A 26,279-nucleotide genomic window follows, 5' to 3' on the forward strand; every position below is an offset into this window, starting at 1 on the left:
ATTGTCGGCCCTGATGGCCCTTCGAGGTGGCCGCTATAGGCTGCCTTCTTGTGCGTCACGGTATGCGGGCAGCCGTAAATGGGCAATGAAGTCGTCCACGAAACCCTCGATCTCTGCCTCATCGGGCATGAGCGGGCGCGTGAGTGCCATCGAGCGATAGCCCGCCAGAGCGGCGCTGGTAAGGCGGGCCAGCTTCACGGCCTCGTCCATCTTGAAGCAAGTCGAGAAAAAGGTGACGGCGGCGGTGTGCATCTTACCCGGGGCCCGGGCATGGAACACGGCGACGATCTCCGGAAAGCGTCCGCCTTCCGCGATCATCAGCCGGAACAACGCGATGGCCTGGTCGCTCATCAGCTTCTTGAGATAGCGCAGGACGTAGCGCCGCAGCCCCTCGATCGAAAAGCTGTCATGGATCAGGTCCTCCTCGATCTCGATCGAGAGGCGAGCCACCAGGTCGTCCACAACGGCCGTGAACAGCTCTTCCTTCGAGGCGAAGTGCGACCACAAGGTGGCCTTCGAGCCGCCAAGCTCGTCCGCGATCGCCGACATGCTGGTCGCCGCGTACCCCCGTTCGAGGAACGAACGGGTGGCGATCTCCACGATCGACGCACGCCTCCGCAGCTTGTTCTGCTCACGCTTGCTTGTCACGATTTCCATACCGTACCGGCAAGTACACTTTTTCATTGACAGAGGCAAGCTGGAGGACGATTCCGCACCGCAGCATGTCTACTCACACGATCAAACGAGTCGCAGCGCCCGGCCTGCTTGCGATGACGTTCGCACTGGCTTCCTGCGGCCTGCCTGAACTCGGGCCACGACCCGAGACGCGTCCGCCCGCCTCCCTCGCCACCGCGCAGACCTTTGCGCGGGCCAGCGCAGTTGCGGCAAACTGGCCGCAGGAGCAATGGTGGAAGGCCTATGGCGATCCGCAGCTCGACGCCCTGGTGGCAGAGGCGCTGGCCGGTTCGCCCGACGTATCCGCCGCACAGGCGCGCGTGCGCCAGGCGCGCGGCGCGGTCGAGATCACCGGCGCCGATACCTTGCCGCAGATCGGCGCGCAGGGCTCGGCCGGCGTGACCAAGCAGAGCTACAACAACGGCATTCCGCCCGACTTCGTGCCCCGCGGCTGGAAGAGCACCGGCAACCTGGCGCTGACCGGCGACTTCGACCTCGACCTGTGGGGCCGCCGCCGCAAGCTGCTGGCAGCCGCCACGTCCGAGGCGCAGGCCGCACAGGCCGACGCCAGTCAGGCCTCGCTGATCCTGGCGAGCAACGTCGTCTCTTCGTACTTCGATCTGGCGCGGCTGCTGGCGCGCGACGAGGCGCTGGTGCAGGCGGCGCAATCGCGCGAGAGCCTGGGCGCGCTCACGCGTCGCCGGGCGGAGCAGGGGCTGGAGAACCAGTCGCCGGTCCGCCAGAGCCAGGCCGAGACGCTGCGGTCGCGTATCGCGCTGTCCGCCAATCGCGAACAGCTCGCTGCCCGGCGCAACGCCCTGGCGGCGCTGCTCGGAGCGGGGCCGGACCGCGGCCTCGCCATCAAGCCGACGGGGATCACGCAAATTCCCGAAACGCCGCTGCCGGCGGACGCGGGGATCGCTCTGGCCGGACGACGACCCGACATTGTCGCCGCGCGCCTCCGCGTGGAAGCGGCGGGCAAGCGGATCGACATCGCCAAGACCGCGTACCTGCCGAACATCTCGCTGAGCGGCCTGATCGGACTGACCTCGCTGGGCGTGTCGAACCTGTTCGACAGCGGCTCGACCTACGGCAATGGCGTCGGCGCCTTCAGCCTGCCGATCTTCGATGGCGGCCGGATCCGTGGCGAGTACCGGCAGGCACGCGGCAGCTTCGATCTGGCGGTGGCCGACTACAACTCCACCGTGGTGGACGCCCTGCGCGAGATCGCCGACGCACTCGCCACCCGCGATGCCGCGCGCGCTCAGGAGGCCGACGCCGCCGCTGCCCGGCGCGAGGCCGAGGCCGCCTACGATCTGGCCAACAAGCGCTACGATGCGGGGCTCTCCAGCTTCATCGAGGCGCTGAGCGCCCAGCAAGTCGCCATCGAATCCCGCGAAGCCGCGATCGATGCCCATTTCCGCACCCTCGCTGCCGAAGTCGCGCTGAAGCGCGCTCTGGGCGGGGGCTTCGCGCAAGACATGAACGAGAAGGTTACGACCGATGAGTGACGACGTGCAGGGCCAGACCGAAGCGCCCGAACACGACAGCAAGCCGGGTGCCAGCGGCGCCTCGGCCGCGGTGATGGACAACTCCCGGCGCAAGCCGCTGCTGATCGGACTGGCCGTGGCGGTGGTGGTGCTCGGGATCGTCTATCTCGGTTATCACCTTCTGATCGGCAGCCGCTCGGTCTCGACCGACAACGCCTATGTCGCTGGCGAGAACGCGCAGATCACCCCGTTGACGCAAGGGCAGGTGGTGGAAGTCGCGGTGGTGAACACCCAGCCGGTGCGCAAGGGGCAACTGCTGATGCGGCTGGACGATGCCGACCAGAAGATCGCGGTTGCCGAAGCGGAAGCCAATCTCGCCATGGCGCAACGGCGCTATACCCAGTCTCGCGCGCAAGGATCCGCCGCGGGTGCTTCCGCGACCGCCAAGGAAGCGGCGATCCCCGAGGCGCAGGCGCGGCTCGTTTCGGCACAGGCCAATCTGGCGAAGGCCCGAACCGATTATCAACGACGCGCCTCGCTCGACGGCAGCGGTGCCGTTTCCGGTGAGGAGCTGACCAGTGCCCGCAATGCGCTCGCGGCCGCGCAGGCGTCGGTCAGCCAGGCCCAGGCCGGCCTCAGCCAGGCGCGCGCCGATGCCGTCAGCGCCCGCCAGGAGGAAACCGCCAGCCGCGCGGCCACGCAGGGCCTGGCCGTCAACGAGGCGCCGGAAGTGCGCGCGGCCATGGCGCGTCTTGCGAACGCCCGGCTGGACCTCGCCCGCACGGTGATCCGCGCACCGATCGACGGCGTGATCGCCCAGCGCACAGTTCAGGTCGGCCAGCGGGTGACCAATGCGACGGTCGCGATGGTCGTGGTCCCGGTCGAGCAGCTCTATGTCGATGCGAACTTCAAGGAAGACCAGCTGGGCAAGGTGCGCAGCGGCCAGGCGGTCGAAGTCACCTCGGACTTCTACGGCGACGACGTGGTGTATCATGGCAAGGTCGTCGGGTTCTCGGGCGGCACCGGTGCGGCCTTCGCGCTGATCCCGGCGCAGAACGCCACCGGCAACTGGATCAAGGTCGTGCAGCGCCTGCCGGTCCGCATCCAGCTCGATCCGCGGGAACTGCGCGAGCATCCCCTGCGCGTCGGTCTTTCGATGGAAGCCACCATCGACCTGACCAGCGGCGGTCGCTGATGGGAGCCAAGGGGCTCTTCGCAGCGTCGGAGCAGCCTCGTGCCTTCCAAGGCGCGAAGCTGCTGATCGCCGGCCTCGTGCTGGCGATGGCGAACTTCATCGTCGTGCTCGACCTGACGATCGCCAACGTCTCCGTGCCGCACATCGCCGGTGGCCTGGCGGTCTCCGTATCGACCGGCACCTGGGTGATCACCTCCTACGCGGTCGCCGAAGCGATCTGCGTGCCGCTGACCGGCTGGCTGGCGCAGCGCTTCGGCACCTTGCGCACCTTCGTGTTCTCGCTGATCGGGTTCGGCGTGTTTTCGGTCCTGTGCGGGCTATCCAGCACGCTGCCGATGCTCGTCGCGTTCCGCATCGGCCAGGGATTGTGCGGCGGCCCGCTGATGCCCCTGACGCAGACGCTGATGCTGCGCATCTTCCCCAAGGAGATGCACCCCAAGGCCATGGCGCTCTGGGCGATGACCGTGGTCGTCGCGCCGATCCTGGGGCCGATCCTGGGCGGCTGGATCAGCGACAACTGGTCCTGGCACTGGATCTTCTTCATCAACGCACCGATCATCCTGGCGATCTTCATCGGCGTCGTCATCATGCTGCCCGGCACCGAGACGCCGACCGAAAAGCGCCCGATCGATGCCACAGGGCTTGCCTTGCTGGTCATCTGGGTCGGTGCGTTCCAGATCATGCTGGACAAGGGCCGCGAGGAGGACTGGTTCTCTTCGCCCTTCATCGTCGTCTGCGCGGTGATCGCCGCGATCTTCTTCGCGCTGTTCGTCATCTGGGAACTGACCGAGGAGGACGCGATCGTGAACCTCAAGGTGTTCCGCCATAGCGGCTTTTCGGCCGCAACACTTTCGCTGACCCTTGCCTTCGGGACATACTTCTCGTCCGTGGTCGTGATCCCGCAGTGGTTGCAGACCTCGCTCGGCTACACCGCGACCAATGCCGGCTTCGTCATGGCGTTCAGCGGCGTACTGGCAGTCGTGATGTCGCCGATCGTGCCGGGATTGATGAAGAAGTTCGATCCGCGGCTGCTGGTGTTCATCGGCGTCGGCTGGATCGGCGTGTGCTCCGTATTGCGCGCCTTGTGGTGGTCGACCGATGCGACGTTCTGGACACTGGCGCTGCCGCAACTGCTGCAGGGCGCTGGCGTCTCGCTGTTCATGGTGCCGCTCACCACCATCAGCCTGGGCTCGGTCGATCCCGAGGAGACCGCCTCGGCGGCGGGCATCGCCAACTTCGGCCGCACGCTGGCAAGCGCGATCGCGACGGCGATCGTGACCACCTACTGGTCGAACCAGGCGCGGATGGACACCGCGCAGATGGCGGGAGAGCTCAACGGTGCGCCCGAGGTCATGGCGCGCATGCAGGAGCGTGGCTTCAGCGTCGAGCAGTCCCGCGCCACACTCGAGCAGCTGGTGACCAACCAGGGCATGTCGGTGGGCACCAACCACTTGTTCATGGTCGCAGCCGTGGTGCTGATGATGGCCGCCTCGGCGATCTGGATCGCGCCTCGGCCCAAGAAGGGCGCCCCGCCCGTAGCCTCGCACTGACGCCGGCTCGTCTCAGCGGGGGCCGGGGCTCAGCGGGGGCGGGGCTCAGCAGGGGCGGGGCTCAGCGCGCGGCGGGGGTGAAGCCGTAGCGCCGGAACACGGCTTGCGCCTGCGGCGAGAGCAGGAACCGGCGCAACGGCTCGGCCTCCGGGGCGCGTGCGGTCTGAAGCAGGGCGATCGGATAAGTGATCGGGGTGTGGCTTGCAGGCGGGAAGGTGCCGATCACGCGGACCTTCGGCTCGGCCTTCGCATCGGTTGCGTAGACCACACCGAGTGGCGCCTCGCCCCGCGCCACCAGTGAAAGTGCGGCGCGGACGTTGTCGCCCGCTGCCACCCGCGCCGATACCTGATCCCAGACGCCCAGCCTCTCCAGGGCTTGCCTGGCATAGCGGCCCGCAGGCACGCCGCTGGGGTCGGCCAGGGCCAGGCGGCCGCTGCCCAGTGCCCTGGCCAAGGGCATGCCGGGCGCGATCTTCAGATCGGTCTTGCTGGACACCGGCGCGATCAGGACCAGGCTGTTGCCTGCCAGCGTCGCCCGGCTGCCGGAGCGGATCAGGCCCTTGGCGGAAAGCGTGTCCATCCACTCCTCGTCGGCGGAAATGAACACGTCCGCCGGTGCGCCCGCCTCGACTTGGCGGGCGAGCGCCGAGGTGGCGGCGAACGAGAGCACGGGCCGCCGATGCCCCTTGGCGGTCCAGGCATCCGCCGCCGCCTCCAGCGACTCCTGCAGGCTGGCCGCTGCCAGTACGACCGGAGCAGCCGGTTCCGATGAAGGCGTGCGCACGAGCAGGGCAACACTGGCGGCGATCGCCAGGACTGCTGCGACGAGGATCAGGATACGGCGCAAGCGGACGGCCTCTCGCATGTTATATCCGCCGGTATATGGATCTCAGCGAGGGTGTGAAGAGCCTGCCTCGCCAAGGTCGCGCCGCAGGAGGCGGGGCAGAACGGCGATCTGCCCCGCCGCGCGCACGACGAAGAACAGGGTGAATGCGAGCCACAGCCCGTGATTGCCGAGCGGTACGGCCGCGAACAGCAGCGCGACGTAGACCATCATCGCCAGCAGCATGGTACCCAGCATCGCGCGGGTCCAGCCGGCTCCGACGAAGACGCCGTCCAGCACGAAAGACGCAAAGCCGGCGAGCGGAAGCACGACCAGCCATCCGCTGTGCGCACCGGCCGCCGCGATGACCTGCGCGTCGGTGCTGAACTGTGCGGTCAGCCCGCGCCCGGCCACTAAAGCCACGGCGGCGAGCACCAGCGCCCCCGCTCCGCCCGACACCAGAGCGGCGCGCAGCGCGGCATCGAAGCGCCGCCGACTGCGTGCGCCCAGCGCCTCCCCGCAGAGCACCTGGGCCGCGCTCTCGAAGCCATCGAGGATCAGCGTCGCGAGCATGAACAGCTGGAACAGGATGCCGTTCGCCGCCAGCATGACGGGGCCGCGCTGCGCACCGCTGCGTGCCAGCAGCAGCATGGCCGCGGTGAGCAGCACGGTACGCAGGAACAAGTCGCGGTTGATGGCGAAAAGGGCGCGCAAGGCCTGTGTCGCCCAGGTGGAGCGCCGGCGGGCAGCGGCGAGTGCGTGACGAGCTTCGGGCTCGCGCAGGACCAGCGCGGCCAATAGCGCGCATTTCAGCACCTCGGAGCTGACCGTCGCGACGGCGACCCCCGTCACTCCCAGCTCGAAACCCATCACCAGCGTGAGATCGAGCGCGATGTGCGCCGCGTTGGCGGCGACCTCCACCACCAGCACCGCCCTTACGCGCCGTCGCCCGATCAGCCAGCCGACCAGCACGCAATTCGCCAGCCAGATGGGACCGCTCCAGTATCGGATCGCCACGTACCGGCCCGCTTCCGCGCGCAGCGACCCGTGTGCCTCGAGCAGGTCCAGGCCGTAGGGGATGGCGATGGGCATCAAGAGCAGCAGCCCTGCACCGATCACTCCCGCCGCCGCCAGGGCGCGCGCCAGTGTCGCCGCCTGAGCCTCCGCATCGCCGCGCCCGGCGGCCTGCGCGGTGAGCGCGACGGTACCGGTGCGCAGGAAGTTGAACACGTTGAGTAGGCCGATCATGTACTTGGCGCCCAGCTCCACGGCGCCTTGCGCGGGTGCATTGCCAAGCTGGCCGATGGTCCACATGTCCGCCAGTCCGAACAGCGCCGTCGCGACGTTGGTGAGCATCGCCGGCAGCGCGATGGCCCAGACCATGCGGGCCGGAGAGGGGGAAGGGGCAATAGACACGCATGCCGGGTGGCGGCCGTGGCGCGCGGCGTCAACCTTGCGCAGCGTCGTGGCGATGCCGGCGTGGAGGCCGGGCGCGCCCTTCACAAGCGCTCGCCGGGCATGCTTTGCTCCGCGACGAGGAGATCGAGACATGGGCATCGCCGCAGACGGGGACAGGGAAGCGAGCGCCGCTGACCCGTACCAGGCGATCCTCGACGATCTGGACAGCCGCGCCGAGCGGATCGAGACGCCTTGCGCCGACGGCACGGTGGTGTGGCGCGCCTGGGGTAGGGGCGAGCCGCTGATCCTTGCGCATGGCGCACAAGGCTCCTGGCAGCACTGGGTCCGCAACATCGACAGCCTGGCGCGCGATCGTCGTGTCATCGCGGTGGACCTTCCCGGTCACGGGGACTCGGCGCTGCCCGAGACGCTCGATCATCGCGGGATCGCCAAGGCGCTCGCGCATGGCCTGGAGCAGATTCTGGGCGCCAACGCGCCGGCGGATCTATGCGGCTTCTCGTTCGGCGGCGTCTGCTTCGCGCACTTGGCCGCCTATCATCCGCAGGTCGCCCGTCGGCTCATCCTGGTGGGCTGCGGCGGGCTGGGTACGCCGCATGGAGAGGTGCACCTCCAGCGCGTCAGCGGGTTGCGTGGCGAGGCGCGCACGGCCGTTCTGCGGAGCAACCTGCTGGGGCTCATGCTCCATCATGCCGAGAGCGCCGACGGGCTGGCGATCCACATGCTGCTGCCCAACGCCAAACGCGCGCGGCTGATCGCGGCGGACATGGTGATGCCGGACAAGCTGCTGCGCATCCTGCCCGAGGTGCGCTGCCGGGTCGATGCGATCTGGGGCGAGTACGACCGCCCGCATCCCGATCCCGCGCTGCAGCAAGCCGCACTGCGCTCGGTATGTCCCGATGCCGGCTTCGAGGTCGTGGCCGATGCGGGCCACTGGGCGATGTACGAGCGGCCGCAGGCGTTCGAGCGGGCGCTGCACGGCGTATTCGAGCAAGCCGGGTGAGGGCGCGGCCCGGCGCAGTGACAAGGCCGCGACGGCCTCACCACACGAGCGGCAGGTACTCCGGGCCGACCACGCCACCGGGGCGGTACTCGACCTCGTAGCCGGGCTTGATCCGGAAGGCGGGAATTCGCTTCAGCCACTCCTGCAGCGCGATCTTGACCTCGAGCCGCGCGAGGTGCGCGCCCATGCAGCTGTGGACGCCGACGGTAAACGCCAGGATCGTCTTGCGCGGGCGATCGAAGTCCACCTCCAGCGGATCGGGGAACACCTCGGGATCGAAATTGCAGGCGGGCAGCACGCAGGTGATGCGATCGCCCGCCTTCATCTGCACGCCGCGCATCTCGCAGTCCTGCGCCAGCACGCGGCCCGAGAAGGTGACCGACCAGCGGCGCAGCAGTTCCTCGACGACCTTGTCGATGTCCTGCGGACGGTCGATGATCTCCTGCCGCTTTTCCGGGTGCTCGGCGAGATACATCCAGACGTTGTTGAGCGTGGCGAAGACCGTGTCCAATCCTGCGATGAACAGGAACACGACGAAGCCGAACACTTCCTTGTCGGACAGCGGCCGGCCGTCGAACTCGGCATGGGCGATGCGACTGACGACGCCGTCATCGGGGGTCGCCTTCTTCTCCGCGATCGCCTGCTTGAGGTAGTCCGAGATGCTCTTCATCGCTTGCGCCATGATCGCGCGGTCGTTGGAGTGCAGCAGGTTCACCGCCCAGTCCACGAAGGTGTCGCGCATCGACTGCGGCAGGCCCATGATATCGAGGAACACCGAGACGGGCAGCGGGCGGCCGAACGCGGTGGTGTACTCGCATTCGCCCTTGGACTTCACATCCTCGATCGCCTCGTCGATCAGGTCGTTCGCCAGCTTGCGGATGCGCTCCTCCAATGCCAGCACGCCCTTGGGGCTGAGCATCGGATCGACGATGTTGCGGTACTTGCGATGGTGCGGCGGATCGATCTCGATCGGGATGAAGTAGAAGTAGTCGTCCGGATCGCGCGGGAAGGGGGTGGCGCCCTCGTTGGAGAAAATCTCGGGATTGCGCAGCACGAACAGCGCGTCCTCGTGCTTGATGGCGTTCCAGGCGTTCTGGAATGGCGAGACATCGTACCAGATCGGCGGAAAGCTGTCGTGCAGCCCGGCCATGAAGTCGTGCGGCGCCTTCAGGAAGTCGGGCGCGAAGGTGATCCCGGCCGAGCGGACCAGCTCTGGCGCGACATGATCGGGAACCTGGTCCGGACCGGCACGGCGGGGCAGGGTTGGCGGAACGGGGTTTGCGGCGTCGATCGGCATGGCGCGCTCCGGCTCAGTACTGGGTTTCGGGCGTGTGGATGACCAAGCCGTCGAGCGCGTCGGTGACCTCGATCTGGCAGCTGAGGCGGCTGGTCGCCTTCAGCTCGGTCGCGACGGATTCGAGCAACTCGCTTTCCGTGACGGACGAAGGGCCGCCCACGCGATCGATCCAGCTCTCGTCGACGTAGCAGTGGCACGTCGCGCACGACAGGCCGCCGCCGCATTCGCCAACGATGCCCTCGACACCATTGTACAGCGCGCCGCGCATGACGTTTTCACCCGCCGGCACATCGACTTGCGCTTCCGTACCATCGTGCGCCACGTATGTGACCTTCGGCATATACCCTCCAGAGAACATAGTTCTCAAGTCTTTTAGGCTCGTTCATGACGCAAGTCAACGCGCCAGCGTCATATGCACGGCGACTAGACCGCGATCCCGATGACGCTTAGCTTTGCGGCATGGACACGCTGACCGCTTCACAGACAGACGTGCCGGGGCTTGCCGGCAATCACCGCAACGATGTGCTCATTCGCGCGGCAGACGAACTGCTGGATGAGGGTGGCCTGGAAGGACTGACGATCCGCGCCGTTCTCCTGCGATCGGGACTGGCACGTCGGGCTTTCTACGAGCAGTTCAACGGCAAGGACGATCTGGTGCTCGCCGTCTTCGAGCGGACGCTCAGCCTCGCCGCCGAGCACTTCCGTCAAGGAGCGGAGAGCGCGCGCGATCCGATCGACGCGCTTCGCCAGATCGTCGAGGGGCTGGTGATCGGGCAGCTCGGCTTCGGAGAACCGGGCAAGGGCCGCCGCAGCGCTGCCCTCAGCCGCGAACACTTGCGCCTTGCGGAGAGCCGTCCGCAGGAGCTGCAAAGGGCGCTGAGCCCGCTCATCGCCCTGATCGCCGAAGAGATCGCCCGGGGTGTGGCGATGGGCCTGCTGCGCGAGTGCGATCCCCGCCTCCAGGCGAGCCTGGTCTATAACTTCGTTTCCGCGACGATCCATGTCGAACTGCTCAGGGAGGAAGGCGGCCAGGCCGACCGAGCTCGGCGCGAGCAGCTGGCCGGCACGATCTGGGAGTTCTGCCGCCGCGCCTTGATTGTCTAGGCTCGCGGTCGCAGCCGCGCAGATCCCTTAAGCTTCAACAGCCGCAGATCTGCGCGTGCAGGCGCGCGATATCGTCCGGGTGGGCCAGACCCGTGCCCGGCGATAGCACCGCGGCCGATCCTGCCGCCATGCCGAGGCAGAAGGCGTGCTGTACGTCCCGTCCGCTGGTGAGGGCATGGACCATGGCCGCAACGAAGCTGTCGCCAGCCCCGACTGCGCTCTTGGCCTCGATCTGCGGGGCGGGAAGGAAGGTCGTGCCACCAGCCTGCGCCAGCACGGCACCAAGATGGCCGAGCGTGACGGCGACCAGTTGCGCCTTGCCGGCGTCGACGAGGCGCGATGCCTCGGCGCCGATCTCGTCGATGGTCTGGAGCGAGCGTCCGACCAGCGCGGCGAGTTCGCCTTGGCTCGGCTTCACCAGCAACAGACCGCCGACTTCGAGGCCCGCTGCCAGCGCTTCGCCCGAGGTGTCGAGCACGACCGGCGTGCCGCGGGCCTGTGCCAGGCGCGCCGCCCGCGCGTAGAAATCCGGTGGAACACCCTGCGGCAGCGAGCCCGAGAGCACCAGTGCGTCCAGCGGCAGCGCCGCCTCCATAGCGTCGAGGCAGGCCTGCCACTCGGCGGGTTCGATGGTGGGCCCCGATGGCGTGAAGCGATATTCCTTGCCGGTGTCGAGCTCGTGCACGGCCGAGGCGATGCGGGTCGCGCCCTTGATGGGGATACGGCAGCAGCCCAGGCCATGATCGGCCAGCAGCCCATCCAGTGCCGGCCCGGTCTCGCCGCCCGACAGATAGAAGCTCAGCGCCTCGCCGCCGAGCCGGTGGAACACCCGCGCGACGTTGATGCCGCCCCCGCCCGGCGCGTATTGCTCGTTCTGCGTCCGCATCTTGTGCGTGTGCTGCATGCGCGCGACGTCGTAGGACACGTCGATCGTCGGGTTCATCGTCAGCGTGGCGATCCGGGGCATGCTCGCGCGGTTCCTTCAGGCGGTTGCGGTCATCTCGCACGCTGACGTGCGGGCGAGTGCAACAACGACCGGGCTCCAGAGAGGATGCATGCCGGTGGGCCATCGGCATTGCAGCAGGCTTGGCGTTCAGGCCGCGTCGCGTCGGACGTCACAGCTGAGGTATCGCTGCATCTCGCTGGCCGGGCTCGGTCGACCGAAGAGGTAGCCTTGGCCCTGCAGGCACCCCTCGTCGCGCAAGTAATCGCGCACGGCCTCTCGCTCGATCCCCTCGGCGGTGACGGTCAGGCCCAGGTTGCGAGCCAGGCCGATCACCGCCCGGATGACGGCGCGCGAGTTGCTCTCCCGCTCCAGGTCGAAGATGAAGGACTTGTCGATCTTGATCTTGGTGAAGGGGTAATTGAGCAAGTAGCTGAGCGACGAGAACCCGGTGCCGAAATCGTCGAGCGCGATGCCGATGCCGAAGGTGCGCAAGTTGCGGATGATCGCGGACGGACGCGGCCCCTTTTCCATCAGCACGGCTTCGGTAATCTCCAGCTCCAGCCGCTCGGGCGGAAGGTTCGCCGAGGTGAGCGCGTTGATCACCGTGCTGATCAGATTGCCGTTGCGGAACTGGAGCGGCGAGACGTTGACCGCAAGCTTGATGTGCTCGGGCCAGTTCTGCGCCTCCCGGCAGGCGGTGTGCAGCACGAAGCGACCGACCGCGTCGATCAGGCCGATCTCCTCGGCAAGCGGTATGAAGACATCGGGCGACACGGACCCGCGTACCGGATGGTGCCAGCGCAGCAGTGCCTCGAAGCACTCCACCGCGCCGCTCGTGAGATCGACCAGCGGCTGGTAGTGCACGTAGAGCTGTCCGAGCTTCAGGGCGTCCCGGAAATCGTTCTCGAGCCGCGTCTTCTCCTGCGCCGCGGCATCCATGCCGAGCCGGAAGCTGCGGCAGGTGCCCCGCTTCTCGCCCTTGGCTGCGTAGAGCGCAAGATCGGCATAGCGCAGCAGCGTCTCTGGATCGCTGCTGTCGTACGGAGAGGTCGCAAAGCCGATCGTCGCGCCGATGTGCAACACGTTGCCCTGGACATGGAACGGCTGCGACAGGGCAGTGATTATCGAGCGTGAGACGATCTCGGCCTGGGTGCGGCTCGATCGGCGGAAGATCACGGCGAACTCGTCGCCACCGATCCGGCACAGGAGCGCGTCCTGTGGCACCAGCGCCGCCATGCGACGCGCGGCATCGGTGAGCAGCGCGTCGCCGACATGATGGCCATAGGTGTCGTTGACGGCCTTGAAGTGGTCGAGATCGACGAGCGCCATCGTGACGGTTTCGTCACTGTCGGACTGCTCCAGCACCGCCCGCAGATGCGCCCGGCAGTGGGCGCGGTTGGCAAGCCCGGTCAGTTCGTCATGACGCGCCATGTGCTCCATGCGCTGCTCGATTTGGCGCCGCTCGGTGATGTCGAAGAAGGAGACGATCGTGGCGGGATAGCCCTCCAGCTGCGACAGACGCGTGGAAATGACCGCCTCGCCGACAAGGCCGCCGGCACAGCGCATCTGCCACACTTCGCTGAGCCCGCTGGAATCCGAGGAGAGCAGAACCTGCGCGCGAGGCCACTCGCCCTCGCCGAACAGCGCACTGGCCGGAAGGCCGCTCATCGAGGCGATTGGTAAGCCGAAGTAGTCCGCCGCGGACTGGTTTGCCGCGCGAATGCAGCGGCTCTCGCGGTCGTACACAGCCATGGCTACCGGGTTGCGCTCGAACAGGAGGCGGAACGCCTCTTCGCTCTCGCGCATGTCGGTGATGTCCACCCGCAGACCGATGGTGCCGCCGTCCGAAGTCTTGCGTTCCTCGATCAGGATGCGTCGGCCGTCGGCCAGGCGCTGCTCGTGGCGGGCGGCAGGCTTGGACATCTGGGCAAGGCGTTCGGCCAGCCACTCCTCCTCGCGCCCGATCGCATCCGGATAGTCTCCCCGCGCCATGCCGATGCGCAAGGTGTCTGCAAAGCGGGCGCCACGCTCCAGCAGATCGGCCGACGTGGAGTAGATCTTGGCGTATTGCTGGTTCCAGAGGATGTAGCGTCCCTCGGCATCGAGGAACACCACGCCTTCCGGCAGGAGATCGATGGCTTCGCGCAATCGCTGCTCGGCAAGGTTTGCCGCGGTCATCGCCGCTTCGAGCGACTGCACCGCCTGTAAGTCAACAGCCCCCACCAGAGAGCTTTCTCCGAAGTCGAGTTTCATCCGTGCCCCACTGAACCTCCGCGAAGTTGAACGGGAAAGGTTAACTTGTGTGTAAAGCCCGGCGATCTTCGTCGATGTTTGTCAGGCCTTCGTCGCTTCATACGCGGGAAGGCGCGTCGCCCGCGCGCCCAGCGTCAGGAGTCGTGGGCAGGCGCGGGCGGCTTGCATGCCCAACGCCAACGCCAGAGGATGCTCGGAGAGCCGCTGGAGCCGCATGGCCCGGCGCACTTGCGGACCGACTTGCGCGGCGAGCAGCCGGTGGAACTGCGCGGTGGTGGCGCCGCGCGTGAACAGATCCGCAGCCAGGGTCGCGCTGCGAAGGGCGACCGCCATGCCGTCACCGCTGAGGGAGGCGGTCATCGCCGCCTGGTCGCCGAGCCGCCACACCGCGCCTTCGTCGCCCGACGGCCGGTGCATGTGCCCGTACGGCAGGTTGGCTATGGCAAGCGGCCTGGCCATGAGCGGCTGGGCGTCGCCAAGGCGAGAGGCGAGCCCCGGTTCGTCCATGAGGCGGGCAAGGAGCGCGTCCCAGGTGCCGCCGAGCTCCGCGAAGTGCTGGCGCCGCACGACGAGACAGAGGTTGGCCTCGCGGGTGCCGACACGCTGCAGGCCGGCATAGCCTTGCCCGAACAGGACCAGCTCGATGGCACTGCCCAGCGCATCCAGAGCTCTTGGAGAAAGCCGCCAGTGCATCTTGAACCCGACATAACCGTCGCGGGTCGCGGGCGCGGCGCGAGGCATCGCGCGCAAGTCGTGCTTGCCGGTCGCGAGCATGACGTGCGAGGCCTCGTATTCGCCGGCGGAGGTCAGCACTCGCGTTCCCTGCAACCCGGTGACACGTACGCCGCGGAGCACCTCGGCACCCGCCTTCCGGGCCATGTCGAGCAGGGCCTCGTCCATGATCGCGCGGGAGAGCCCGCGTGCCACGAAGGGGAGCTTGGCCTCTACCGCATGCCTGCGATGCAGGACCCGCACGCGGTCGATGGCGACGGCGCCGAGGTGTTCCGGCGGCAGACCGAGCCCGGCGAGGTCCTGGCAGCCTTCCACCGACAGGAATTCGCCACAGACCTTCTCGTGCGGTCCTGCCTCGCGCTCGATCACGGTGACCGCTTGCCCGGTGCGGGCGAGGCGGGTGGCGACGGCGGCCCCGGCGAGCCCTCCACCGATCACCACGACGGGACTTACCATCGGCGGCGCTCCACGCAGTAGCGGAAGGGAAAGCGCCAGCGCACGCTTGCCGCGCGGTCGACGCCCGCCTGTCGCAGCAACGCGTGCCACTCGTCGCGCCGAAAGCTGCGCGCGATCGAAAGCGGACCGTCGTGCCGCACGAAGGGGTGCCAGCGGGCCAGCGCGGCGAGCGCGGTGAAGCCGTACCAGGGCAGGGCGTGGCGGTGCAGATCGTTGACGAACCAGCCGAGGCCGGCAGTGGCTTCCATCCAGGTGCAGAAGCGGACCACCTCGGCATCGTCCATGTGATGCGTCACGAGCGAACTGATGATCAGATCGGGCCGCTCGCGCTCGGCCCAGGCATAGGCATCGCCGGTGCACCACTCGATGGACGCGTCGGGCGGCGTCAGCGAGCGCGCGACGGGTTCGCTGCGCGGATTGAGATCGATGCCGACGAGCCTTGCGGACAGGCCCCTGGCGCGCAGCACTTCGGCGATCGCGCGCAGCATGTCGCCGGCGCCGAAGCCCACGTCCAGGATCGTGGGAGTGCGCGGAGCTTGCCGTACCGCCTCGGTCACGAAGCGCAGAGTGGGGCCGCGGGCGAGGGTGACGGTGTTCACCGCGGCAAGGTCCTTCACGCAGGCGGCGAAGTCCTCCGGCGTCACCTCCGCTCCGTCCATCCACTCGGCCGCTTGCGAGCGGTGGCGCAGATCGGGCATCAGAGCAGGCTGAAGCGGAAGGTCTCGGCCGCAAGCCCGGGGCCGAATGCCATGCCCAGGCCCTTGCGCTCGCCATGCCCTTCCTGCCGCGCCGCCATCATGCGCGCGAGCACGAACATCAGGGTAGCGGACGACATGTTGCCCTTCTCGCGCAGGACCGTGCGCGAAGGCTCAAGCGCTTCGGGCGGCAGCTCGAGCCCGCGCTCGACCGCATCCAGGATCGAGCGGCCACCGGCGTGCACGGCCCACAAGTCGAAGTCGGACGTCTGCTGCCCGCGCAGGATACCGTCGGCATCGTTGCGCGTGCGCTCGTGCTCCAGGGCCTCGGCGATGCGGATCGGCACTTGCCCGTCGAGGTGCATGGCAAAGCCCTGGTCGCCGATACGCCAGGTGATCAGATCGGCCGAGCCGGGTATTGCCGCAGGGCGAAAGTCGGTGAGCGCGATGCCTTTCGGCTCGGCGGTGACCAGAGCGGCCGTGGCGCCATCGCTGAACAGCAGCATGGCGAGCAGCCGGTCCACCTGCGCGGTTTCCTGCAGATGGAGGGTACACAGCTCGACATTGACGACCAGCACGCGCGCTTCGGGCGTCGAGCGCACGATGTGGTGGGCCAGGCGCAGGGCGTTGACCGCGGCGTAACAGCCCATGAAACCCACCAGCGTGCGCTCGGCCGACGGGTCTATCCCGGTGCGGCGGATCAGGATCTGGTCCAGCCCTGGCGCCACGAAGCCGGTGCAGCTTGCCACCACGACATGGGTAATGCCCTGGCTGGCGATGTCGTCATCGAGTTGGTCGATCGCCTGCAGCGCCAATTCCGGTGCCCAGCGCTCGTACCGCTCCATGCGCTGCGCCGTGCTGGCGAAGGAGCCGCGCATGTAGAAGCGCTCGCTGTCGATCGTCTGTCCGTCGTCGCTGACGGACGGCTCGATGAAGGAGTAACGGCTCTCGATGCCCGAGCGCTTGGCCATGCGTTCATAGATGGCGCGGCTGCGCCGGTCGGTGAGCATGTGATCGATCAGACCATGGAAGGCCCCGTGGACGTCGTTGGGCGGCACGGCGGTGCCGATCGCGTTTATGTGGGCCGTCGTCGTAGGGGTAACGGTCTGCATGCTCAGCACTTTCGCCAACTCCGCACCCCGCGGCACGATGCCAGCGAATGCAACCGGGTGCAAACGCCCGCGCGGGCGGATGGCTGCCCTTTGGTGATGCTGCGCGAAAGCCCGAAAGCCGAGCGGCGAAGCCAGGTGCGACATGAAAACGACCCGCCGCGCCGGTGAGCGCGACGGGTCGAGGCTTTCCTCCCCAGGAAAGCGGTGACCGTTCAGCGGCGGATGGCGCTGCCGAGACGGTGATGCAGGTTGGCGTACTTGGACGAGATCGGATCGTCCTCGTGCGCCTTGATGTAGTAGACGACGGCTTCCTGCAGCAGCTTGAAGTCCTCGTTCGAGAGCACGGCGCGCGCGCGGCTCGGTTCGGTCGTGGTGGTCATGGTCACGTCTCCTATCCTTGGCTCGCGTCTGTGAGCGGCTGGGTTGGCGAACGAGGCGAGCGGCAGCAGCGCCCCGTCCGGTAGTCTCAGGTGTTCGCTGTTCAGTGTCATCGGCGAACCCCGCGTTGGTTCAGGCAGCGAACTGGTTCCCCTGCTGCCTCAGGCAGCGAACTGGTTCATCGTGTTGTGCGCGCCGCCGGCCTTGAGCGCGGCTTCACCGGCGAAGTACTCCTTGTGATCGTCGCCAATGTCGGAGCCGGCCATGTTCTGGTGCTTCACGCAAGCGATGCCCTGGCGGATTTCCTCGCGCTGCACCGCCTTGACGTAGCCGAGCATGCCCGCTTCGCCGAAGTATTCCTTGGCCAGGTTGTCGGTCGACAGCGCGGCGGTGTGGTAGGTCGGCAGGGTGATGAGGTGGTGGAAGATGCCCGCCTCGCGCGCCGCATCCCTCTGGAAGGTGCGAATGCGCTCGTCGGCTTCTATGCCCAGCTCCGTGCCGTCGTAGTCGATGCTCATCAGGCGTGCGCGATCGTAGGCGGAGGTGTCCTTGCCGGCCTGCTCCCAGGCATCGAACACCTGCTGGCGGAAGTTGAGCGTCCAGTTGAACGAGGGCGAGTTGTTGTACACCAGCTTGGCATTCGGGATCACCTCGCGGATGCGGCTGACCATGCCACCGATCTGGGCGATGTGCGGCTTCTCGGTTTCGATCCACAGGAGGTCGGCACCCTTCTGCAGCGCTTCGATGCAGTCGAGAACGCAGCGGTCCTCGCCGGTTCCGGAGCGGAACTGGTAGAGGTTGGAGGGCAGGCGCTTGGGCTTCATCAGCTTGCCGTCGCGGCTGATCAGCACTTCGCCGTGGCCGACCGAGGTCACTTCCTCGCAATCGAGGAAGCTGTTGTACTGGTCGCCGATATCGCCGGCTTCGCGGGTGAAGGCGATCTGCTTGGTGAGGCCGGCACCCAGCGAGTCGGTGCGCGCGACGATCAAGCCGTCATCGACGCCCATTTCCATGAACGCGTAGCGGATGGCGCGGATCTTGGCGATGAAGTCCTCGTGCGGCACGGTGACCTTGCCGTCCTGGTGGCCGCACTGCTTTTCGTCCGAAACCTGGTTCTCGATCTGCAGGCAGCAGGCGCCGGCCTCGATGAACTTCTTGGCGAGCAGATAGGTCGCCTCGGCATTGCCGAACCCGGCGTCGATGTCGGCGATGATCGGCACGACGTGCGTCTCGTAGTTGTCGATCGCGTGCTCGATGCGCTTGGCTTCCAGCTCGTCGCCGGCTTCGTGCGCCTTGTCGAGGTCGCGGAACAGGCCGCCAAGCTCGCGGGCGTCGGCCTGTTTGAGGAAGGTGTAGAGTTCGTGGACCAGCGCGGGAACCGAGGTCTTCTCGTGCATCGACTGGTCGGGCAGCGGACCGAACTCGGAGCGCAGCGCCGCGACCATCCAGCCCGACAGGTAGAGGTAGCGGCCCTTGGTGGTGCCGAAGTGCTTCTTGATGCTGATCAGCTTCTGCTGGCCGATGAAACCGTGCCAGCAGCCCAGCGACTGCGTGTAGTTGGCCGGATCGGCGTCATACGCGGCCATGTCGGCGCGCATCACCTTGGCGGTGTACTTGGCGATGTCGAGGCCGGTGCGGAAGCGGTTCTGCAGGCGCATGCGAGCCACGGACTCCGCTTCGATCCCGTCCCAGTTGCGTTCGGTCTCGATCGTCTGGCCGGCTTCGGCGATGGTCTGCTGGTAGGTCACGGAAACTGTCCTCATGCGGTGATGCGTTGAAGACGGCCTATGCTGCAGATGCGTGCAGAGGAACGGTCGGCGGAGTCACCGTGTCAAACTTTACAGATGAACCTTGTAAAGTTGTGCGGCTATGACAAACACGGCTGTATGGCTGAAGCGCGTCCCCTCTATCTCGGTCCTCGCCTGCGCCGGCTGCGGCGCGAACTGGGGCTTACCCAGCAGGTCATGGCCGAGGATCTGGGTATCTCGCCTTCGTACATCGCCTTGCTGGAACGCAACCAGCGCCCGGTCACCGCCGACATGCTGCTGCGCCTGGCGCGCACTTACCGCCTCGACGTCACCGACCTCGCCAGCGAGGACGGCGAGAGCTATGCGCGCCGCATCGCGGACGTGCTGCGCGATCCGATCTTCTCCGACATCGACATGCCGGCGCTGGAGGTGTCCGATCTCGCGACCAGCTTTCCCGGCATCTCCGAGGCGCTGCTGCGGCTGCACGGCGCCTACGTGCGGGAGCAGCAGGCACTTGCCCAGCGGCGCGCCGGAGCAGGGGAGGGCGAGGCGCAGGACCCGGTGGCCGAGGCGCAGGCGTTCCTGGCCAGCCGCCGCAACTATATCGACAGCCTCGATCGCCGCGCCGAAGACCTCGCCGCCGAGATCGACAAGGAGGGCGGCGCCGCCAAGTTCCTCGCCACCAAGGGCGTGCGCGTGCGCTTCCTGCCGCCCGACGTGCTGGTCGATGCGCTGCGCCGGTTCGACAGGCACAACCAGCAGCTGTTGATCGCGGACACGCTCGACCCTGCGGCGCGCGCGTTCCAGATCGCGCTCCACATCGCGTACACCGCGTTGCGCGGCGAGATCGCGCAAGTGCTGCGCGAAGGGGTGTTCTCCACCAAGACGGCCGAGACACTGGTGCGTCGCGGCCTTGCCGCTTACGCCGCCGGTGCGCTGGTGATGCCGTACGAGCGCTTCTTCCGCACGGCCGAGGCGCGTGGCTACGATGTCGAGGCAATTGCCGGCGTGTTCGGCGCGAGCTTCGAGCAAGTGGCGCATCGCATGACCACGCTGCAGCGGCCGGGGCAGGAAGGCGTTCCGTTCTTCTTCCTGCGGGTCGACGAGGCGGGCAACGTCTCGAAGCGGCTCGACGGGGCAGGTTTCCCGTTTGCGGCGCATGGCGGCGGATGCCCCTTGTGGAGCCTGCACAAGGCTTTCCGCCACCCCGGCGAGGTGCTGGTGCAGTGGCTGGAACTGCCCGACGGCCAGCGCTTCTTCTCGATCGCGCGCACCGTCGGGGCGGTGGGGCGGGGGCAGGGACGCACGCTACGCGCCATCGCACTCGCCTGCGCCGCGGCGGACGCGACCCGGCTCGCCTATGCTCGGGATGATGCGCAGCCCATGCCCACGCCGATCGGTGTGACATGCCGCCTGTGCCACCGCGCAGAATGCGAAGCTCGCTCCGCCCCGCCGATCGGCCGCGAGATCCTGACCGACGAATACCGTCGGCCGCCCCAGCCCTTTGCCTTTGCGGAGAGCTAGATTCTTAAAACGGTAGTCAAGCGCAGCAGTTCGAAATCGCGACAAATCGTTTGCACAGGCGAATAGTCGAAACTAGTTCTCGGTCCCGGATCGAGCGAGGTCGCGCGCGTCGGCGCGGGGTCACGCACTGCCATGACTGAACCAGATACCTGTCCATAGAACACGTGAGAGGAAGCCATCGTGAGCCAGGAGCCCGCCGTCCCGAACGACCCGCACCAGGCGACCACCTTCCCGCAACTGATCCGTTCTGCCGCCGCCGCCTACGGAGATGCACCCGCCGTAGTGCTGCGAGATGCATCGATCCCGGACGAGTCCGCCACCTTCACCGAACTCGATGCCCGATCGGCCGAGATCGCGCGCGGGTTGCTGGCGCGCGGCGTGGGCAAGGGCAGCCGTATCGGCTTCATCTGCGGCAACGGACCGCGCTTTGCGATCTGGTTCGCCGCCGCCGCGCGTATCGGCGCCATCGCCATCCCGATCAGCACCTTGATCCGCGCCAACGAACTGGTCCGCGTGTTGCGCCAGTCGGACGTGCACGGGCTCTACGTGCAGCGCGAGTTACTGGGCAAGGATTACGTCGAGAGGCTTTGCGAGGCGCTGCCGGACCTGGCGACGGGCACAAGCCCGGAGTTGCGCATCGCCAAGGTGCCGTACTTGCGCTGGATCATCTCGCATGGCGACGATCTGCCACCAACATTCCGTTCGATGGACTTCCTGACCGAGGCGGCCGCCACCATCGACGACGCCTTCCTGCGCGAGGTGGAGAGCGAGGTGCACACTTCCGACCAGATCGTCGAGATCTACACCTCGGGCTCGATGGCGCTGCCCAAGGGCGTGAAGCACAACCACGGACCGGTGCTGTTCCGCAGCCGTTACTTGAAGGGCATGTTCGCGCTGGAGCCCGGCCAGGAAAAGCAGGCGATGATGCCGATGTTCTGGGTCGGCGGGCTGATGATGTGGCTCGTGCCCGACTGGCAGGCGGGCGCGGTCACCGTCTGTACCGAGCGGACGATGAGCAACAGTCGCATGGCGTTCGGATCGGTGCTGTCGGACGATGACCTTGCGCTCCTGTCCAAGGCGCCCAAGCCCTGGTGGGGCCTCGGAATGAGCGAGACGCTGGGCCCTTACTCGTACGGCGACGACTTCCGCGCGCCGGGCTACCCGGTCTGCGCCCCGATGGACCACTTCGCCGATGGCTATGACGTGCGCGTGGCCGACGAGAACGACCAGCCGGTGGGCGATGGCGAAGTCGGCGAGATGCAGCTGCGCGGCTATCCGGTCGCTACCGGGCTGCACAAGCTGGAGAAGGCCGGCTACTATACCGCGGACGGCTACATCAAGACGGGCGACATGTGCCGCATCGAGGATCGACCGCAGGGACGGCGCGTGCACTTCGTGGGCCGCAGCGGCGACATGATCAAGACCATGGGCTCCAACGTCTCTCCCGCGGAAGTCGAGATGGAGATGCAGTCGCTGGATGGCGTGCACAATGCCTTCGTGCTCGGCTTGCCGGACCAGGAGCGCGGGCAACTGCTGGTCGCCGCGGTGGTGCCGCGCGACGGTGTCGAGCTCGACTTCGCGGCGATCGAGGCGGAACTGCGCAAGCGCCTGTCGGGCTACAAGGTGCCGCGCGCCTACGTCGCCTTCACGCGCGAGGAAGTGCCGCTGCTACACAGCAACAAGATCGCCCGCCGCGAGATCGCCGCGATGCTCGCGGAGCGGCTGGGGCGGGATGTCTAGGGTTGTTCAAGCGGATCGGCCGGCGGCGTCATCCATGGCGGGTGAAGCACAGAGTGGTGGCTGGGCAGTCGGCGCCGTCCCCATGAGGGAACATGCTGCTATTGACGTGCGCAGTCCAACGACATACCCGCGCAATTCGAAATAGCGAAAGTTACTATGTCGCGGTCCTCCCCGGGTGTGCGTCGCGTCGCAGCCATCCTGAATTTCATCGCCGATCATCCCGGCCAGGCTTTCGCGCTCACCGATCTCGTCCGCGCGCTCAAGCTCAGCCGCGCCACCTGTCATGCCCTGCTGACGGGCCTTGTCGATGTCGGCTACCTCTATCGCACGGGCGACAAGACTTATGTGCTCGGCCCGGCGCTGGCCGCGATCGGACGCACTGCGGCGGACCACTTCTCGCCGTTGCAGGTGGCGCAGCCGGAGATGCGCGCGATCGCCGACGACTTCGATGTCGTGTGCGGAGCCTACTTCCTGGAAGGCGACATGATGCACCTGCGCGAGCGGGCGACCTCGGCCAACCACGTCGGCTATCCGGTGCCGCTGGGCACGCGCATGCCGTTGACCACGGTGCAGGCGACGGTGTTCTTCGCGCGCTCGCCCAAGGATGCGACGGCCTGGCTGGAGCGTAACATCCCCGACGTGGAGGAGGCACGGCGCGAGGCGCTGTTTGCCGGCATGGAGTTCGTTCGCGAGCACGGCTACATCGGCCTGACGCGCCGGTCAGGCGTTGGTCCGGCCTTCGAGAACGCCGCGCCGCACATGCGCAGCGCGCGCGATGAGCCACCGGTCGTTCCGCTGCTGCAGGTCGAGGATGACACCCGCTACCCGCTCGCGGCGATCATGGCGCCGATCTACGATGCTCGCGGCAAAGTCACGATTTCGCTGCTGATGGCCGGCTTCCACGATCTGCAATCGGGTGCAAGGCTGCGCGAAGCAGGCGGCCGTCTGAGCGCCGCCTGCAAGCGGGTGTCAGACTTCCTCGCCGGCCGTATCGAGCCGCTGGAGGACTAAGCCCCCGCTACCGATGCGCGCTGCATGCTTCAGCGCACTGGCGGACATGTGCGTGTCGTCTTGACCCGCATCACCCATCCACGTATCTCGATCATACTGCCGAAAACAAATTCACTATGGTGAATGTGGCGATGCCGAGTGGGAGTGGCGCATGTCCGACGTAATCGTAGCCCCCGAGACGCGGGATCTGGATGATCTTTCGCGCGATCTGCGCTCCTGGCTCTCCGGCAAGCTGCCGCAAGCTCGCGATCTCGCCTTGCAGAACTTCACCTATCCTCGCGGCGCCGGCCAGTCGCACGAAACGATCCTGTTCGATGCAAGTTGGACCGAAGGGGGGGAGCCGCGCAAGCAGGGCTGCGTGGTGCGCATCAAGCCCGAGAAGTTCACCGTCTTCCCGGACACACTCTTCGAAGAGCAGTACCAGATCATGAAGGCCCTGCATGAGGACGGCCGCGTTCGCATCGCCGAGCCTCTCTGGTTGGAGGAGGATGCGGCGGTCCTTGGCAAGCCGTTCTTCGTCATGGAAAAGAAGCATGGCCGCGTGCCGGTCAGCATCCCGCCGTATGCCCGCAGCGGCTGGATGACCGAGGCCAGCCCCCAGCAGCTCCGCATCCTGTGGCAAGATGCCGTGACCCAGCTCGCACTGATCCAGACCATTCCCTTGGCGAACCTGGCGTTTCTAGGAGGACCCGAGGGTGCCCGTAACGGGCTGGCGCAGGAGTGGGACAAGTACACGCGTTTCGTCGACTGGCTGGAAGAGGTCGAGCCGCAACCGATCCTGCGCGCCGGGCTCGCCCGCCTGAAGTCGGAATGGCCCGAGCATGAGCCCGAAGGTCTGGTGTGGGGCGATGCACGCATCGGCAACATGATGTTCGGGGACGACTACAAGGTCGTCGCGGTGATGGACTGGGAGCAGCCCTCGCTAGGCGGCGCCTTGCACGATCTCGCCTGGTTCTGCGTCATTGCGGACACCATGCACGGCCCCAACTCGACATATGGCGCTCCGCTGGAAGGCATGGGTTCGCATGACGAGACGGTCGCCTTGTGGGAGCAGGTGAGCGGCAAGTCGGCAGCAGGGCTGGAGTGGTACGAGCAGTTCACCCAGTTGAAGATGAGCTGCACCGCGGTGCGCCTCAGCCACTTGCGCGGAACCCGGATGATGGATGACGAGACGCTGGCGAAGCGCCTGCGCGTGGCCTGAGCTGCGGCGGCGGTGCGCCTTGCGCGGCGCGGCGCCGGGCGTGGTCTGCTATCTGACGTTGATATCGGAACTCAGCAAGTGAGCGAGACGGCTATGCGACGCAGGACGAGCGCGGACGGCTCGCCTGCTCAGCGTTCCGCCGTCGGGCCGCGCGGGTAGAGCAAGCCGGGGATTGCCGGCAGCAGTTCGCGCGCAAGAAAGCCGATCGGCCCGACGCTTCGGGCGAGCATCCGGCCGGATTCCCCATGCGCCCAGACGCCCCATGCCGCCGCGAGCTGCGCGTCGGCTCCGCGCGCGAGCAGTCCGCCGATGATGCCAGCGAGCACGTCGCCCGAGCCGCCCGTCGCCAGGCCGGGGCCACCGCCGTGAAACTGCAGCACTGTACCGTCGCTGGACGCGATCATCGTGCGCGGTCCTTTCAGCAGGACCGTCGCCTGGAAGCGATCGGCCGCCTGCATGGCCATCTCGTCGCAGACATCGTCCGCCTCGCACGTCATCAGTCCCGCCATTTCGCCCGGGTGCGGGGTCAGCACCAGCGGGCCCGACCAGCGGCACAGCGCATCGGCAAAGTCTGGCGCAGCGCCGATCGCCGCCGCATCGAGCAGCAAGGCAACGCCGCTTTCCTTGTGATCGAGCACCGTCTCCAGCAGTGCGTGCGCGTCAGAGCCGCCGCCCATCCCGGGGCCCAGGACCAAGGCATCGCACCGGCCAATCAGGTCACCCACTTTGCCTGCCGATGGGCCAAGCTCACCCTTGTCGTTGACCTCCAGCGCGATGACGGCCGCCTCGGGCATGGCGATGCCGACGCCGCTGGCGGCGGACGCTGGCAAGGCCAGCTGCACCTTGCCCGCGCCGGCGCGATACCCCGCCTCGCCCGACAGCAGCAGCGCGCCGGGCACGAGCTGGGACCCACCGGCGACCAGCAGGCGGCCGCGCTTGTTCTTGTCGGTGTCGTGATCGATGTCGGGGAGCGGGTGATCGGCCAGCCATTGCGCGTCGAGCGGTGTCATCCGCGTGCACCGACCATCGCATCGGGCTCGCTGGTGACGTGCGCGGCCGGGTCCTCGGCCACCGGCGCAGTCGCGTTGTAGCGCACCAGCGTCAGCCCACCCTCGCGCCCGAATGCAGGATCGAAGGCGTATTCCGTGACCGAGCAGTTGGCTACGTCGCCTTGCGCATCGATCGCCAGGATCTCCTCTTCGCTCAGGTTTTCGATGATGTAGCGCAGGCAGAGCACTACCACCTGGTGCGCCACGATCAGCACGCGGCGGCCGTGATAGTGCAGCGACACGGTGTCGAGCAGCGAGCGCAGGCGAAAGATCACGTCGCACCAGCTCTCGCCGCCGGGCGGGCGATGGTAGAACTTGCCCAGCAGGCGGCGGAACTCGGCCTGCTGGGGCTCGCTCGCCAGGATGCCCGCGGTGGTCAGCCCGTCGAGGATGCCGAACTCCTTTTCGCGCAGGCGCTCGTCGCCGCAGATCGGCTCCTGGGGCGGGGCGCCGCCGGCATCGCGGAACAGCCGCGCCGTCTCGCGTGCGCGCACGTAGGGGCTGCACAGGATCACGTCGGGTCGCTCGTCCTCGGCACCGTCGGCGAACCAGCGCCCGAGCGCCTGTGCCTGGCGCTGGCCAAGGTCGGAGAGGGGCACATCGACATCGCGAATGTCGAGGTCGATCCGATGCATGCCTTCGGCGTGCGCGGCATCGCGCGCGACGTTGCCGGCGCTCTGGCCATGGCGCACGACCCACAGCCGGGCGGGCCAGCGGCTGCTGCGTGCATTCTCGGTGGCGGTGTGGCTCATCGCGAATGCAATGCCGGGGAACGGCGCGGGTTCCGCCGGCCCTTGGCTCACCGCCTCCGCGAACCCGCAGTTGTGGACAGCAAACATTTCCCTACGGTCCGCAAGATTGGCAAAGCACGGCGCGGATCG

Annotated in this window: 23 protein-coding genes; 9 read left to right on the top strand and 14 right to left on the bottom strand. The window is 67.4% G+C overall.

Annotated elements, in window-relative coordinates:
* Positions 1-33 precede the first annotated feature (33 nt).
* Positions 34-648 (bottom strand): TetR/AcrR family transcriptional regulator, encoded by a 615-nt coding sequence (locus HNO88_RS08840; protein ID WP_312857029.1) that lies wholly within the window; start codon positions 646-648, stop codon positions 34-36.
* Positions 649-770: 122 nt separating this feature from the next.
* Between HNO88_RS08840 and HNO88_RS08845 the strand changes: the two genes are divergently transcribed.
* The 3 genes from HNO88_RS08845 to HNO88_RS08855 are packed head-to-tail and all read left to right on the top strand — an operon-like array spanning position 771 to position 4,910.
* Positions 771-2,186, top strand: a complete 1,416-nt coding sequence (locus tag HNO88_RS08845) for an efflux transporter outer membrane subunit (protein WP_246381420.1) — start codon at positions 771-773, stop codon at positions 2,184-2,186.
* On the top strand, positions 2,179-3,360 hold the full coding sequence (locus HNO88_RS08850) for an HlyD family secretion protein (protein ID WP_184244200.1): 1,182 nt from the start codon (positions 2,179-2,181) through the stop codon (positions 3,358-3,360). The genes HNO88_RS08845 and HNO88_RS08850 overlap by 8 nt, the downstream gene beginning before the upstream one ends.
* Positions 3,360-4,910, top strand: coding sequence for a DHA2 family efflux MFS transporter permease subunit (locus tag HNO88_RS08855; protein ID WP_184244202.1), 1,551 nt, complete (start codon positions 3,360-3,362; stop codon positions 4,908-4,910). The genes HNO88_RS08850 and HNO88_RS08855 overlap by 1 nt, the downstream gene beginning before the upstream one ends.
* Before the next feature lie 61 nt (positions 4,911-4,971).
* On the opposite strand, the gene modA is transcribed toward HNO88_RS08855, so the two are convergent.
* Entirely contained in the window at positions 4,972-5,775 is an 804-nt protein-coding gene (gene modA, locus HNO88_RS08860) for a molybdate ABC transporter substrate-binding protein (protein ID WP_184244204.1), read from the bottom strand.
* A gap of 24 nt (positions 5,776-5,799) precedes the next feature.
* Positions 5,800-7,236: an MATE family efflux transporter gene (locus HNO88_RS08865; protein ID WP_312857030.1), complete on the bottom strand. Its 1,437-nt coding sequence runs from the start codon at positions 7,234-7,236 to the stop codon at positions 5,800-5,802.
* A 46-nt stretch (positions 7,237-7,282) separates the two neighbouring features.
* On the opposite strand from HNO88_RS08865, the gene HNO88_RS08870 reads away from it, so the two are divergent.
* Positions 7,283-8,152, top strand: coding sequence for an alpha/beta fold hydrolase (locus HNO88_RS08870; protein ID WP_184244206.1), 870 nt, complete (start codon positions 7,283-7,285; stop codon positions 8,150-8,152).
* Between the two features lie 37 nt (positions 8,153-8,189).
* On the opposite strand, the gene HNO88_RS08875 is transcribed toward HNO88_RS08870, so the two are convergent.
* Positions 8,190-9,449 carry a cytochrome P450 gene (locus HNO88_RS08875; protein WP_184244208.1) on the bottom strand — a complete coding sequence of 420 codons (1,260 nt, stop codon included), beginning with the start codon at positions 9,447-9,449 and terminating at the stop codon, positions 8,190-8,192.
* A gap of 13 nt (positions 9,450-9,462) precedes the next feature.
* Complete coding sequence (locus tag HNO88_RS08880) at positions 9,463-9,789, bottom strand: 2Fe-2S iron-sulfur cluster-binding protein (RefSeq protein WP_184244210.1); 327 nt, start codon at positions 9,787-9,789, stop codon at positions 9,463-9,465.
* Positions 9,790-9,908: 119 nt separating this feature from the next.
* Between HNO88_RS08880 and HNO88_RS08885 the strand changes: the two genes are divergently transcribed.
* Complete coding sequence (locus tag HNO88_RS08885; protein ID WP_184244212.1) at positions 9,909-10,553, top strand: TetR/AcrR family transcriptional regulator; 645 nt, start codon at positions 9,909-9,911, stop codon at positions 10,551-10,553.
* Positions 10,554-10,587: 34 nt separating this feature from the next.
* Here HNO88_RS08885 and HNO88_RS08890 read toward each other — a convergent pair whose 3' ends face one another.
* The 7 genes from HNO88_RS08890 to HNO88_RS08920 all read right to left on the bottom strand — a co-directional run bounded on the left by HNO88_RS08890 (position 10,588) and on the right by HNO88_RS08920 (position 18,873).
* A complete protein-coding gene (locus HNO88_RS08890; RefSeq protein WP_184244214.1) occupies positions 10,588-11,520 on the bottom strand; it encodes a 1-phosphofructokinase family hexose kinase in 933 nt (310 codons plus the stop codon).
* A gap of 126 nt (positions 11,521-11,646) precedes the next feature.
* On the bottom strand, positions 11,647-13,722 hold the full coding sequence (locus HNO88_RS08895) for a putative bifunctional diguanylate cyclase/phosphodiesterase (protein WP_312857031.1): 2,076 nt from the start codon (positions 13,720-13,722) through the stop codon (positions 11,647-11,649).
* 111 nt (positions 13,723-13,833) lie between these two features.
* On the bottom strand, positions 13,834-14,940 hold the full coding sequence (locus HNO88_RS08900; RefSeq protein ID WP_184244217.1) for an NAD(P)/FAD-dependent oxidoreductase: 1,107 nt from the start codon (positions 14,938-14,940) through the stop codon (positions 13,834-13,836).
* Positions 14,934-15,638, bottom strand: a complete 705-nt coding sequence (locus HNO88_RS08905; protein ID WP_221419906.1) for a methyltransferase domain-containing protein — start codon at positions 15,636-15,638, stop codon at positions 14,934-14,936. Before HNO88_RS08905 ends, HNO88_RS08900 begins: the two co-directional genes overlap by 7 nt.
* Positions 15,638-16,747, bottom strand: coding sequence for a type III polyketide synthase (locus HNO88_RS08910; RefSeq protein WP_184244219.1), 1,110 nt, complete (start codon positions 16,745-16,747; stop codon positions 15,638-15,640). Before HNO88_RS08910 ends, HNO88_RS08905 begins: the two co-directional genes overlap by 1 nt.
* A gap of 212 nt (positions 16,748-16,959) precedes the next feature.
* The gene (locus HNO88_RS08915) at positions 16,960-17,133 is read right to left on the bottom strand and encodes a hypothetical protein (RefSeq protein ID WP_221419928.1); all 174 of its coding nucleotides are present in this window, start codon (positions 17,131-17,133) and stop codon (positions 16,960-16,962) included.
* 153 nt (positions 17,134-17,286) lie between these two features.
* Positions 17,287-18,873, bottom strand: coding sequence for an isocitrate lyase (locus HNO88_RS08920; RefSeq protein ID WP_184244412.1), 1,587 nt, complete (start codon positions 18,871-18,873; stop codon positions 17,287-17,289).
* A gap of 138 nt (positions 18,874-19,011) precedes the next feature.
* Here HNO88_RS08920 and HNO88_RS08925 point away from each other — a divergent pair, with 138 nt between their 5' ends.
* From HNO88_RS08925 to HNO88_RS08940, 4 genes are all read left to right on the top strand, one after another.
* A complete protein-coding gene (locus tag HNO88_RS08925; RefSeq protein ID WP_184244223.1) occupies positions 19,012-20,397 on the top strand; it encodes a helix-turn-helix domain-containing protein in 1,386 nt (461 codons plus the stop codon).
* 180 nt (positions 20,398-20,577) lie between these two features.
* Positions 20,578-22,137 carry a class I adenylate-forming enzyme family protein gene (locus HNO88_RS08930; RefSeq protein WP_184244225.1) on the top strand — a complete coding sequence of 520 codons (1,560 nt, stop codon included), beginning with the start codon at positions 20,578-20,580 and terminating at the stop codon, positions 22,135-22,137.
* Between the two features lie 156 nt (positions 22,138-22,293).
* Positions 22,294-23,148: an IclR family transcriptional regulator gene (locus tag HNO88_RS08935; protein WP_184244227.1), complete on the top strand. Its 855-nt coding sequence runs from the start codon at positions 22,294-22,296 to the stop codon at positions 23,146-23,148.
* A gap of 151 nt (positions 23,149-23,299) precedes the next feature.
* Entirely contained in the window at positions 23,300-24,349 is a 1,050-nt protein-coding gene (locus tag HNO88_RS08940; protein ID WP_184244229.1) for a phosphotransferase family protein, read from the top strand.
* 128 nt (positions 24,350-24,477) lie between these two features.
* Here HNO88_RS08940 and HNO88_RS08945 read toward each other — a convergent pair whose 3' ends face one another.
* Entirely contained in the window at positions 24,478-25,359 is an 882-nt protein-coding gene (locus HNO88_RS08945; protein ID WP_184244231.1) for an NAD(P)H-hydrate dehydratase, read from the bottom strand.
* Positions 25,356-26,150, bottom strand: coding sequence for a histidine phosphatase family protein (locus tag HNO88_RS08950; RefSeq protein ID WP_184244413.1), 795 nt, complete (start codon positions 26,148-26,150; stop codon positions 25,356-25,358). Before HNO88_RS08950 ends, HNO88_RS08945 begins: the two co-directional genes overlap by 4 nt.
* Positions 26,151-26,279: the final 129 nt, after the last annotated feature.

The organism is Novosphingobium chloroacetimidivorans, assembly GCF_014204535.1.
Lineage (GTDB): Bacteria > Pseudomonadota > Alphaproteobacteria > Sphingomonadales > Sphingomonadaceae > Novosphingobium > Novosphingobium chloroacetimidivorans.